The sequence below is a fragment of the Kineococcus sp. G2 genome, from assembly GCF_037154035.1.
Taxonomy (GTDB): domain Bacteria; phylum Actinomycetota; class Actinomycetes; order Actinomycetales; family Kineococcaceae; genus Kineococcus.
Window position 1 is genome coordinate 1 of the sequence record NZ_JBBBEM010000021.1, and the last position, 12,144, is coordinate 12,144.

Genomic DNA, 12,144 nt, shown 5'->3' on the forward strand with positions numbered 1-12,144 from the left:
GGGGCGGCCGCCGCGCGGCGGCCGCCCCGGTTCAGGGGTGCGTCAGCCGATCTGGTTGGCGAGGTCGCCGGAGGCGCTCTCCCAGGCGTCCGCGGGGCTGACGCCGTTGGTCTCCACGGACAGCAGCGCCTGCACGAGGGCGGACTTCACGACCGCGTCCTCCTCGCCGAGGACCTGGGTCGGGGCCGCCTCGGCCGCCTCGGAGAAGACCTTCCCGATGGGTGCGCCCTGGAAGTACTCGTCGGTGGCGCCGGCGACCAGGTCGAACGCCTGGGTGTTGGAGGGGAAGTTCCCGCCGGTCTCGAACACCTTGGCCTGCTGCTCGGGGTCGGTCAGCCACTTCACGAGCTCGGCGGCCTCCTCCTTGTGCTCGCTGGAGGCGGGGATGCCGAGGTAGGCGCCGCCCCAGTTGCCACCGGCACCACCGGGCAGCGAGGTGACGTTCCACTTGCCGGCGCCGGCGTCACCGGCCTTGCCCTTGATGTAGCCGACCATCCACGCCGGGCAGGCGATCGTGGCGAAGGTCCCGGCACCGAAACCCGTGTCCCAGGCGGGGTCCTCGAACTGCTCGAGCTTCGCGGTCAGGCCCTGCTCCGCCGCGGTGGCAGCGGTGTCGAAGGCCTCCTTGACGGCGGGGTTGCTGTCCCAGATCAGCTCCCCGGACTCGTCGTAGTAGATCTCCTCCTCGGTGGAGATGATGGCGTTGTAGAAGCCGCCGGCGGAGTCCATCCAGGCGGTGCCCGCGGGCGCCTTGGCCTTGAACTCCTGGCCGAGGGCCACGTAGTCGTCCCAGGAACCCAGGCGGGCGGAGAGCTCGGCGGGGTCGGCGGGCAGGCCGGCCTGCTCCAGCAGATCGCTGCGGTAGCACAGGCCCATCGGCCCGATGTCGGTACCCATGCCGAGGACCTTCCCGTCCTCGGTGGTGGCGGCGGCGGACTTCCACTCGGGGTAGTTCTCCACCTGCTCGCCGGCCGCGGTGGTGGACAGGTCGGTCCACTTGTCGGGCTGGTTGGCGACGACGTCGGCGATGCGGCCGACCTCGATGCCCTGGATGTCCGCGGCACCGTTGCCGGAGGCCAGCTTGGTCTGCAGCGCGGGCCAGTAGTTGTTCTCGCCCTGGGTGGACTCGTACTGGATGCTGACGTCGGGGTTGAGCTGCTCGTACTCGTCGAACAGCCCGGCCTCCTCGTAGCCGAAGGTGCCGAAGAGGCTGACGGTCAGCGGGGTCTTGCCGTCGGCGGCGGCCGCGTCGGCCGAGCCGGTGTCGGTGGTGCTGCACGCGCTCAGCAGCAGGGTGCCGCTGAGAGCCATCGCCACGGCGGCCGCGGTCGTCTTCCGGGTGCTGGTCATGGGTGCTCCTCGGGGGCCGCCTCGGCGGCGGATCGACGTTGATCGGGACCATGCTGGTGAGAGCGCTCTCAAGCTCGGCTGCGAGGCAGTGAGAGCGCTCTCACGGGATGCGGAAAGAGTGGCCCCTGACACACCCGGTTGTCAACGCCCCCCTGTCACCGCCCCCTTCTCCACCACCCCCGCCCCGCGGTGATCAAGGAAGTGACAACTTCCTTGATCACCGCGGGGGCGAGACCACCGCGGGGTGGGGGGTGGGGGTGGGGCGAGGGTCGGCGACGAGGCGGGGAGGCGGTCAGGAGGTGGCGCGCTGCACGAGCGAGGTGGGCGCCACGACCGGAGCCACCGGAGGCTCGCCGTCGATCACCGCGAGCAGCATCCGGGCCAGCTCCCGGCCCATCTCGACGACCGGCTGACGCACCGTCGTCAGCGGCGGGGTGGCGGCCGAGGCCAGCGGGGCGTCGTCGAAGCCGACGACCCGCACCCGCCCGGGCACCGCCAGGCCCGCGGCGGCCAGGGCCTGCAGGACGCCGGCGGCCATCAGGTCGTTCGCGGCGAACACCCCGTCCAGGTCCGGGACCCGCGCGAGCAGCGCCTCGGTGGCCGCGCGCCCCCCGGCGACCGTGAAGTCGCCGCCCTCGGCGAGCTTCGCGCTGAACCGGTGGCCGTGCGCGCGCAGCTCCTCGCGGAACCCGGCCAGGCGGTCGTGCCCCACCCGCATGTCCATCGGCCCGGTGACGGTGACGACGCGACGGCAGCCGCGCTCGATGAGGTGCCGGGTGGCGGTGCGGGCGCCGCCGACGTTGTCGGCCGACACGTACGGCACCGTCGAGGCCGGGTCCAGCGGCTGGCCGGACATCACCACGGGGATGCCGGCGTCGGCCAGGTGCTGCGGCAGCGGGTCGCGCCCGTGCACCGAGACGAGGATCGCGCCGTCCACGTGCCCGCCGCGGGCGTAGCGCTCGAAGCGCTCCCGCTCGCGCGCCGTGGACAGCACCACGAGCACCAGCTGCACCTCCCGCTCGGCCAGCAGGGCCTGCGCGCCGGTGAGCACGAGCGGGAAGTACGAGTCGTTGAAGAAGCGCTCCACCGGCTCCACGACGACGAGGGCCACGGACCCGCTGCGCCGGGTGACCAGCGAGCGGGCCGCCTGGTTGGGCACGTAGGACAGCTCGGAGGCGGCGCGCAGGACGGCCTCGCGGGCAGCGGGGCTGACCCGCGCCGAGCCGGCGAGGACCCGCCCGGCGGTGGCGCGGGAGACGCCCGCGCGCGCGGCGACGGACTCCAGGGTCGGCGCGCTCGCGCTCGGCACGGCTCCTCCAGTTCTCGGGCCCTCGCGGGCGGCGGGCGGGTCAGCGGCGGCGGCGCGTCCCGCGCAGCCCCCGCACCCCGATCAGGGCGATGGCCGTGCCCAGCACGAGGCTGACGACCACGAGCACCAGGTGGACGAGGAGGAAGGGCTGCGGCCCGTCCTCGAACGACCTCGGATCGTTCCAGATGTTGCGCAGGAAGTTCGGCCAGATGAACCAGCTCCACACCCCGAACGCGATCAGGAACCAGCTGGTGCGCGCCGAGAGGACCACGGGCCCATCCTCGCAGAGCCCGCGCGCGGTCCGGGGCGGCGACGGCCCGGCGGTGCGGATCAGCGGCGTCGCAGGCCCCGCACGGCCCGGCGGGCGGCGACGACCGCCCCGGCACCGAAGGTGCCGGCCGCCACCGCCGAGGCCACCGCGGCCCGCGGGCGCCCGTCCGCGTCCTGCGCCTCCTCGGCGGGGTGCTCGGGCGGCATCGGCCCCAGCGGCACCCGGTACTCCGCGACGACGCGCTCCAGCAGGGCCTCGGCGTCCTCGGCCCGGGTGGCGGCCCAGGCGGCGGCCAGCAGGATGAGCCGGCCGATGAGGTTCATCAGGACCAGGATCACCACGAGGCTCGCGGCGGCCCCGAGGAACTCGTTGCCCTGGGCGCTGCGGCTGGCGATGCCGATGCCGAACTGCTTCAGCAGCCCGATGCCGACCCCGCCCAGCAGGGCCCCGGACAGCAGCCGGCGCAGCGGCACGTCGGCCCCGGGCAGCACGCGGAAGACGGCCAGGAAGGTGGCGGTGTCGATGCAGAAGGCCACGGCGAAGCCGGCGGCGGTCAGCAGCGCCTGCCCGGCGGGGGTGCTGTCCACGTCGAGGAGCCCCAGCAGCCACTCCCCCGCCCCCCGGGTGAGGACCACCGAGGTGACGCTGAGCGCCACGCCGAGGCCGATGACGACGAGGACGACGAGGTCGCGCGCCTTCAGCAGCACCGGGTTGCCGGCGCGCGCGGACTCGCCGAAGACGGCCCGGATGCCGCGGCGCATGGCGTCCACCCAGCCCAGCCCGGTGAACAGCAGGGTGCCCAGCGAGACGAGCAGGCTGAGCGTGAGGGTGGTGTCGTCGAGGTACTCGTCGATGTAGATGCCCGTCCCGCCCCCGGCGGGCGCGTACCCCGGGTGCACGAGACCCGGCAGGTAGTCGTCCACCCCCTCGACGAGGTTGCTCACGACGTAGTCGCGCACCTCGGGGAAGCCCTGCATGGTGAAGCCCAGCAGCGTCAGCGCCACCGCGAGCGCCGGGAAGACGGAGAAGAACGCGAAGTACGCGATGCCGCCGGCGAGGACGTTGCCGCGCGCGTCGCCGTAGCGCTGGTAGGCGCGCCCCGGGTGGGTCGCCCTCACGCGGGCGACGAGCCTGCCGGCGCGGCCGGTGACCTGCTGCACGACGCCCACCGGTGCCGGGCCCTCCCCTACGGTGCGGTGAAGCCGAACTCCTCCCGTGGCCGCCAGACGCCGTCGGCTCCGTGCTCGTAGAGGCTGAACCCCTTCACGGTGAAGGTCGCCTCCCAGTCCCGCAACACGAGCTCGGCCCGGTCCAGGGCCTCCTCGGGCACGTCGTGGGCGACGGTGACGTGCGGGTGGAAGGGGAAGGACAGGTCCCGGGTGAGCGGGCCGCGGCGCACCTGCCCCTGCAGCAGCTCGCACTCGGAGATGCCGTGCGAGAGCTGCACGAACACCACCGGCGAGACGGGCCGGAAGGTGGCCGTGCCGCGCAGGTGCACCTCGAACGGGGCGTGCAGGGCGGCGGTGCGCCGCAGGTGCCGGCGCACCTCGTCGAGCGCGTCCACCGCCAGCTCGCTGGGCGGCAGCAGGGTGATGTGCGGCGGCACCGCGTGGGCGGCGGGGTCGCCGAAGCCGGCCCGGTGGGCGGTCAGCTCGGCGGCGTACGGCTCGGGGACCGGGATGGACACGCCGATGGTGCGCGTGCCGGCGCGGGCCGGTGTGAGGGGCCGCCCCGGTGAGCGGGGCCGACCGAGGGCGCTCACCGCCTCCGGCCCACGAGCCCCACCCGCTCGTACACGCGGGCGAGGGTCTCCTCGGCGATGGCGTTGGCCCGCTCGGCGCCGCGGGCGAGGATCTCGTCCAGCGCGCCCGGGTCGGCCGCGAGCTGCTGCGCGCGCTCGCGCACGGGCCCCAGGGCGTCGGTGACGACCTCGGCGAGCTCCTTCTTCAGGTCGCCGTAGCCGCGGCCGGCGAAGTCCTCCTCCAGCTGGGCGATGCTGCGCCCGGACAGCGCCGAGTGGATCGACAGCAGGTTGGAGACGCCGGCCTTCTCGACGGGGTCGTAGCGGACCTCGCGGCCGGTGTCGGTGACGGCGGAGCGGATCTTCTTGGCCGTGACCCTCGCCTCGTCCATGACGTCCACGATGCCGCCCGGCGAGGAGGAGGACTTGCTCATCTTCGACCCCGGCTCCTGCAGGTCGTAGATCTTGGCCGTCTCCTTCAGGATGTACGGCTCGGGCACGGTGAAGGTGGCGCCGTAGCGGCTGTTGAAGCGCTGCGCGAGGTCGCGGGTCAGCTCCAGGTGCTGGCGCTGGTCCTCGCCGACGGGGACCTCGGCGGCCTGGTAGAGCAGGATGTCGGCGGCCATGAGCACCGGGTAGGTGAACAGCCCGACGGTGGTGCCCTCGGCGCCCTGCTTGGCGGACTTGTCCTTGAACTGGGTCATCCGGCTCGCCTCGCCGAAGCCGGTGAGGCAGGAGAGCACCCAGGCCAGCTCGGCGTGGGCGGGCACGTGGCTCTGCACGAAGAGGGCCGAGCGCTCGGGGTCCACGCCCGCGGCGATGTACTGGGCGGCGGTGATCCGGGTGCGCTCGCGCAGGGCCGCCGGGTCCGGGCCCACGGTCAGGGCGTGCAGGTCGACGACGCAGTACAGCGCCTCGTGCGTGTCCTGCAGGGCCACCCACTGCTTCAGCGCCCCCAGGTAGTTGCCCAGGTGCAGCGACCCCGAGGTCGGCTGCATCCCCGACAGCAGGCGCGGGCGCGCCCCCGTCCCCCGCACCGGTGACTGCTGCATGGACCCATCCTGCCAGCCGGGGAGCGGTTGACCGGCCGCGGGGCGGCCACCAGGCTGCGGTGGTGCGCGAGTGGATCAAGGGACCGGGACTGGCCTTCGGAGCGGACTACAACCCCGAGCAGTGGCCCGAGGAGGTGCGCGCCGAGGACGTGCGCCTGATGCGCGAGGCCGGCGTGACGCTGGTGTCCGTCGGGATCTTCGCCTGGGGCCTGCTGGAGCCGGAGCCGGGCCGCTTCGAGCTGGACCGGCTGGAGCGCGTGCTGGACGACCTGCACGCCGGCGGGGTGGGCGTGGACCTGGCCACGGCGACGGCCTCGCCGCCGGCGTGGCTCTCGCAGCGCCACCCCGAGGTGCTGCCGGTGGACCACGAGGGCCACCGGGTGGTCTTCGGCTCCCGGCAGAGCTGGTGCCCCTCCTCCCCCGTCTTCCGGGAGCGCTCGCTGCGGCTGGTGGAGGAGCTCGCGGGACGCTTCGGCGGTCACCCGGCGCTGCGGATGTGGCACGTGAGCAACGAGCTGGGCTGCCACAACGCGCGCTGCTACTGCGACGTCAGCGCCGCGGCCTTCCGCCGCTGGCTGACGCAGCGGTACGGCGACGTGGCGGCGCTGAACGAGGCGTGGGCGACCGCCTTCTGGAGCCAGCACTACACCTCCTTCGAGCAGGTGCAGGTGCCAGCGCGCTCCAGCTCCTTCCCCAACCCGGCGCACGCGCTGGACTTCGCCCGCTTCAGCTCCGACGAGCTGCTGGGCCAGCACCTGGCGGAGAAGGAGGTGCTGCGCCGCCTGACCCCGGACGTGCCGGTGACGACGAACTTCATGGTCTCGGCCGGGCTGGGCGGCATGGACTACGGCCGCTGGGCGCTGGAGCAGGACGTCGTCTCCAACGACCACTACCTGCTGCACACCGGCCCCACCGCGGTGGCGGACCCGCGCGCGGAGCTGGCGTTCTCCGCGGACCTGACCCGCGGGGCGGCGCGGGGCCCGTGGTTGCTGATGGAGCACTCCACGAGCGCGGTGAACTGGCAGCCGGTCAACCCGGCCAAGGCGCCCGGCGAGATGCTGCTGGACTCGCTGGCGCACGTGGCGCGCGGCGCGGACGGGGTGTGCTTCTTCCAGTGGCGCGCCTCGGCCGGCGGTGCCGAGCAGTGGCACTCGGCGATGGTCCCGCACGCCGGGGAGGACTCCGAGCGCTTCCGCGAGGTCGTGGAGCTCGGCGCGCTGCTGGGGCGGCTGGGGGACGTGCGCGGCGCGGCCGTCGAGGCCGACGTGGCGGTCCTGGTCGACTGGGTCAGCGCGTGGGCGATGGAGGCGCCCACGCTGCCGTCGGAGCGGGTGGGGCCGGTGGACGTGGCCCGCACCGCGCACCGGCTGCTGCGCGCGGCGCAGGTCGGGGTGGACGTGGTGCCGGTGGGTGCGCACCCGGACGACCTCGCGCAGGCGCTGGCGCGCTACCGCGTCGTCGTGGTGCCCACGCTGTACCTGTGCGACGACGCCACGGCGGCGGCCGTGCGGGCGGCGGCCGAGGGCGGCGCGCAGGTGCTGGTGACGTACTTCTCCGGTGTCGTCGACGAGACCGCCCGGGTGCGCCTGGGCGGCTACCCGGGCGCGTTCCGGGACCTGCTGGGCGTGCGGGTGGAGGAGTTCCACCCGCTGCTGCCGGGCGTGGCGAGCGAGCTGGACGACGGCTCGGTGGGCGACGTGTGGTCGGAGCTGGCCACGGCGGACGCGGACGTGGAGGTGCTGGCCCGCTACGCGGACGGCGCGGTCGCCGGGTGCGCGGCGATCACCCGGCGGGAGCTGCCGGGCGGCGGCGCCGCCTGGTACCTGGGCACGCTGCCCGACGACGAGGCGTTCGCCGGCCTGCTGCGCGAGGTGTGCGCCGCCGGCGGGGTGCGGCCGGTGGCGGAGGCGTCCGGCCCGGTGGACGTGCAGCGCCGCCGCCGGGCCGACGGCACCTCGTTCCTGTTCGCGCTCAACCACGGCGAGGAACCCGCCGCGGTGCGCGTCAGCGGGTACGACGAGGTCACCGGCACCGAGGTGGACGGCCTGCTGGACCTGGACCCCGGGCGCAGCGCCGTCGTCCGCGAGCGCTGACGCGCACCGGACCCCCACCGCTCCTCCCCCTCGCGCCCCCCGCGCCGCTCCGGCGCGGGGGGGCGCGGGCGGTGGCAGGATGGCGGCGTGGTGCACCTGGGTCAGTCCTCCAAGCTCGCCGACGTCCTCTACGACGTGCGCGGTCCCGCCCTGACGCGAGCCACGGAGCTGGAGCAGGCCGGGCACCGGGTCCTGAAGCTGAACATCGGCAACCCCGCCCCGTTCGGGTTCGAGGCGCCGCCGGAACTGCTCGAGGACATCGTCGCGAACCTGCCGGTGGCGCAGGGCTACTGCGACAGCAAGGGCCTGTTGTCGGCGCGGCGCGCCGTGGTGCAGCACACCGAGGCCAAGGGCGTCACCGGGGTGGACGTCGACGGCGTCTACATGGGCAACGGCGTCAGCGAGCTCATCGTCATGGCGATGCAGGCGCTGCTGGACGAGGGCGACGAGGTGCTGGTGCCCGCGCCGGACTACCCGCTGTGGACGGCGGCGGTCAGCCTGGCGGGCGGGCGCGCGGTGCACTACCTGTGCGACGAGTCGGCCGACTGGATGCCGGACGTGGAGCACCTGCGCTCGAAGGTGTCCGAGCGCACCAAGGCCGTGGTGGTCATCAACCCCAACAACCCCACCGGTGCGGTGTACGGCACCGAGGTGCTGCAGGACATCCTCGGCGTGGCCCGCGAGCACGGCCTGCTCGTCCTGTCCGACGAGATCTACGAGAAGATCCTCTACGACGGCGCCACCCACGTCTCGACGGCGGCGCTGGCCCCGGACCTGATGTGCCTGACGTTCAACGGGCTCTCGAAGGCGTACCGAGTGGCGGGTTTCCGCTCCGGGTGGATGGTGGTCTCCGGCCCGACCGGGCACGCCCGCGGCTACATCGAGGGCCTGGACCTGCTGGCGAACATGCGCCTGTGCGCCAACGTGCCCGCGCAGCACGCCGTGCAGGCCGCGCTCGGCGGGCACCAGTCCATCAACGACCTGGTGCTGCCGGGCGGGCGCCTCGCGGAGCAGTCCCGGCGCACGTGGGAACTGCTCAACGAGATCCCCGGGGTGAGCTGCGTGCGCCCGCGCGGGGCGCTGTACTGCTTCCCGCGGCTGGACCCCGAGGTGCACCGCGTCGACGACGACTACCAGCTGATCCTGGACCTGCTGGAGCAGCAGCACGTCTTCGTGGTGCAGGGCACGGGTTTCAACTGGCCCAAGCCGGACCACTTCCGCATCGTGACGCTGCCGCGCGTGGAGGACCTGGAGACGGCCGTGGGCCGGATCGCGGAGTTCCTGGGCGACCGCGCCCGGGGCTGAGGCGCCCCGGGCGCTGCGTCCTCAGCCCAGGGGCCGAAGCACCAGCGAGAACGTGCGCGGCTCCGCCTCCAGACGGTGCTGCGGCAGCGCACCCGGCCCGCACGAACCGGTGCCGATGCCGTGCTGGGCGACGTCCAGGTGCAGGTGCACCGAGCCGGAGTCGGCCAGTTCCGGGGTGTGCGTGGCGGCGTCCAGCTCGGCGGTGCTCCACCGGCGCGCGGCGAACGCGACGTGCGGCTCGCCCTCCACGCGCAGCCCCCCGGCGGGACCGCGCAGCTCCACCCACCGCGCGTCGGCCCGGCGGCCGTTCTCCTGCGGGCGCACGTACGGCGTCTGCAGCTCCTCCACGCTCGCGGTGAACCGCCCGACGCGGGTGGCGGCGCCGGTGTCGGCGTACGCCTCCCCCGGGCCGCGGCCGAACCAGGCCACCCGCGTCAGGCCGTGCGGCAGCCGCAACCGCACCCCCAGCCGCGGCAGCGGGGCGCCGAGGGAGCCGGTGGGGAGGTCGGGTGCGAACTCCACCGCCACGCGCACCGCCCCGGTGGTGTCCGCGGACCAGCGGAACACGGCGACGAACCCGGTGTCGGTGCCGGCGGCGGCGGTGCGGGTGGTGACGACGAACTCCTCGCCGTCCACGACGGCCGAGGCGGTGCGGGTGCGCAGCCGGTCCAGGCCGAGCTGCCGCCACGTCCTCTCCAGCGCCTCGCCGTGCAGGCCGGCGTCGTTGTCGGTGGGGGCGCGGAACAGGTCCAGCACCGGCCCCTCCTCGACGGCCAGGCCGCTCAGGGAGCGCAGCGCGCCGGTGCGGGCGTCGAGGACGGCGGCACCGAGCAGGACGTCGGCGCCGCGGCGCACCGGGGCGACGCTCCCGCCGCGCGGGGCCGGTGCGGGCGGGTTCAGCTGCACCTGGCCGCGCGAGAGCACGTGACCGGCCTGCGCCCACGAGGTGCCGGCGGCCAGCGCGGCGGTGACGGTGAACCAGCGCTCCCCCGCCGCCGGAGCCAGGGCGAGGACCTCCTCTGGCAGTTCGAGCAGCACCGACTCGCGGGCGGGCAGCGTCGGCGTCGGCAGCGCGCCGCCCGCCACCCGGACCCCCTCGTCCTCCACCGCCCACGTCAGCGCGACGTGGGCGAGGTCCACGACGTCGTGGCGGTTCGTCAGCCGCAGCAGCTGCCCGGCGGGGGTCTCCTCGACGGTGAACCGCACCTGGGAGATCACCGCGGCGTAGTCGAGGAGGCCGGGCGAGGGGGTGCGGTCGGGCAGCACCAGGCCGTCGGCGACGAAGTTGCCGTCGTGCAGCTCCTCACCGAAGTCGCCGCCGTAGGCGAACCGCTCGCGCCCGGCGGCGTCGCGCTGGCGCAGGCCGTGGTCGATCCACTCCCACACGAAACCGCCCATGCAGCGGTCGGAGGACTCGAACAGGTCCTGGTACTCCACCAGGCCGCCGGGACCGTTGCCCATGGCGTGCGCGTACTCGCACTGCACGAACGGCATCGCGCGCCGGCGGGTGTCGGCGTCGGCGTCGGCCAGCGCCTCCTCGGCCCGCTCGGCGATCGCGGCGACCTCCTCGTGGGAGGCGTACATGCGCGAGTAGACGTCGACGTAGGGGCTGTCCCAGTCGTGCTCGTAGTGCACGGGGCGGGAGGGGTCGCGGTCCTTCAGCCACGCCGACATCGCGCGCAGGTTCCGCCCGGTGCCGGACTCGTTGCCCAGCGACCACAGCACGATCGAGGGGTGGTTCTTGTCCCGCTCGACGGTGCGGCGGATGCGGTCCAGGTACGCCTCCTCCCACGCCGGGTCGTCGGAGGGGTTGCCGCGCCAGTCCAGGAACACGAACCCGTGCGTCTCCAGGTCGCACTCCAGGACCACCCACAGGCCGTGCTCGTCGCACAGCTCCAGGAACCGCGGGTGCGGCGGGTAGTGGCTGGTGCGGACGGCGTTGACGTTGTGCCGCTTCATGAGCAGCACGTCGGCGAGCATCTCCTCCTCGGTCAGGGTGCGGCCGGTGTCGGGCGAGAACTCGTGCCGGTTGACGCCGCGCAGCTTCACCGGGCGGCCGTTGACGGTGAACACCCCGTCGACGATCTCCACCCGCCGGAAACCCACGCGCAGGCGGGTGCGCTCCCCGGCGGCGACGACCTCGGCGTCGTACAGCCGCGGCACCTCCGCCGACCACGGCTGCACCGCCGCCAGCTCGACGTCCTCGCCCGCGGCGGCGTCCACGCCCAGCTCGGGCAGCAGCACGCGAGCGCCGACGGGGTTCCCGTCCGCGCCGGTGGCGTCCACGCGCAGCCGCCCGCGGCCGGTGGCGGCGTCGAAGTCGGCGTGCACGAACACGTCCTCGGCGGCACCGGCGGGCCGGGCCAGCAGCGTGACGTCGCGGAAGATCCCCGACAGCCACCACATGTCCTGGTCCTCCAGGTAGCTGCCGGAGGACCACTGGTGCACCCGCACGGCCAGGACGTGATCGCCGCCGGCGCCACGGGCGGTGAGCGCGTCGGTGACGTCGAACTCCACGACGAGCCGGCTGCCCACCGAGCGGCCGACCTCCACGCCGTCCACCCAGGCGGTGAAGGCGGAGTCCACGCCGTCGAAGCGCAGCACGGCCCGGGCGCCGTCGAGGAACCCCGCGGGCAGGGTGAAGGCGCGGCGGTGGTCGCCGGTGGGGTTCTCCTCCGGCACGCGCGGCGGCTCGACGGGGAAGGGGTAGACGACGTTGGTGTAGGCGGGGGCGCCGAATCCCTGCAGCTGCCAGTGCCCGGGGACGGTGATCGAGCCCCACGCGGCGTCGTCGAGGTCGGGGTCGGCCAGGTCGGCGGGGGTGTCGGCGCGCTCGGCGCCCCGGAAGCGCCAGCGGCCGTTCAGCGACAGCGCGGGCGCGTCGGTGCGCGTCCACGCCCTCGGGGCCAGGGCGCCTCGCGAGGGGGCGTGCCCCTCGAACCAGCTCGTGCGAACGACGTCGTCCGGTGCCTGCGTCACCCGTCGACCCTCCCCCACCGGGCGCACCGCGTCAACCACGTCCG

The 12,144-nt window shown here is 74.5% G+C and carries 9 protein-coding genes; 2 read left to right on the plus strand and 7 right to left on the minus strand.

Annotated features, from left to right (window positions below):
* Positions 1-42: 42 nt before the first annotated feature.
* From V9U69_RS04785 to trpS, 6 genes are all read right to left on the minus strand, one after another.
* Positions 43-1,350 carry an ABC transporter substrate-binding protein gene (locus V9U69_RS04785; RefSeq protein ID WP_337060165.1) on the minus strand — a complete coding sequence of 436 codons (1,308 nt, stop codon included), beginning with the start codon at positions 1,348-1,350 and terminating at the stop codon, positions 43-45.
* Between the two features lie 292 nt (positions 1,351-1,642).
* Complete coding sequence (locus tag V9U69_RS04790) at positions 1,643-2,659, minus strand: LacI family DNA-binding transcriptional regulator (protein WP_337060166.1); 1,017 nt, start codon at positions 2,657-2,659, stop codon at positions 1,643-1,645.
* 40 nt (positions 2,660-2,699) lie between these two features.
* Positions 2,700-2,930 (minus strand): SCO4848 family membrane protein, encoded by a 231-nt coding sequence (locus tag V9U69_RS04795; RefSeq protein ID WP_337060167.1) that lies wholly within the window; start codon positions 2,928-2,930, stop codon positions 2,700-2,702.
* 59 nt (positions 2,931-2,989) lie between these two features.
* Entirely contained in the window at positions 2,990-4,099 is a 1,110-nt protein-coding gene (locus V9U69_RS04800; RefSeq protein ID WP_337060168.1) for a YihY/virulence factor BrkB family protein, read from the minus strand.
* Between the two features lie 17 nt (positions 4,100-4,116).
* Positions 4,117-4,617 carry a 2'-5' RNA ligase family protein gene (locus V9U69_RS04805; protein WP_337060169.1) on the minus strand — a complete coding sequence of 167 codons (501 nt, stop codon included), beginning with the start codon at positions 4,615-4,617 and terminating at the stop codon, positions 4,117-4,119.
* Positions 4,618-4,688: 71 nt separating this feature from the next.
* Positions 4,689-5,723, minus strand: coding sequence for a tryptophan--tRNA ligase (gene trpS / locus V9U69_RS04810; protein WP_337060170.1), 1,035 nt, complete (start codon positions 5,721-5,723; stop codon positions 4,689-4,691).
* A 62-nt stretch (positions 5,724-5,785) separates the two neighbouring features.
* On the opposite strand from trpS, the gene V9U69_RS04815 reads away from it, so the two are divergent.
* Positions 5,786-7,816: a beta-galactosidase gene (locus tag V9U69_RS04815; protein ID WP_337060171.1), complete on the plus strand. Its 2,031-nt coding sequence runs from the start codon at positions 5,786-5,788 to the stop codon at positions 7,814-7,816.
* 90 nt (positions 7,817-7,906) lie between these two features.
* Entirely contained in the window at positions 7,907-9,121 is a 1,215-nt protein-coding gene (locus V9U69_RS04820) for a pyridoxal phosphate-dependent aminotransferase (protein ID WP_442907596.1), read from the plus strand.
* A 21-nt stretch (positions 9,122-9,142) separates the two neighbouring features.
* On the opposite strand, the gene V9U69_RS04825 is transcribed toward V9U69_RS04820, so the two are convergent.
* A complete protein-coding gene (locus tag V9U69_RS04825; RefSeq protein ID WP_337060173.1) occupies positions 9,143-12,100 on the minus strand; it encodes a glycoside hydrolase family 2 TIM barrel-domain containing protein in 2,958 nt (985 codons plus the stop codon).
* Between the last annotated feature and the right edge of the window lie 44 nt (positions 12,101-12,144).

What these genes read in the sequence shown, in the direction of transcription:
- V9U69_RS04785 (WP_337060165.1), bottom strand. Translation starts at nt 1,350, where the DNA reads ATGACCAGCACCCGGAAGACGACCGCGGCCGCCGTGGCGATGGCTCTC.
- trpS (WP_337060170.1), bottom strand. Translation starts at nt 5,723, where the DNA reads ATGCAGCAGTCACCGGTGCGGGGGACGGGGGCGCGCCCGCGCCTGCTG.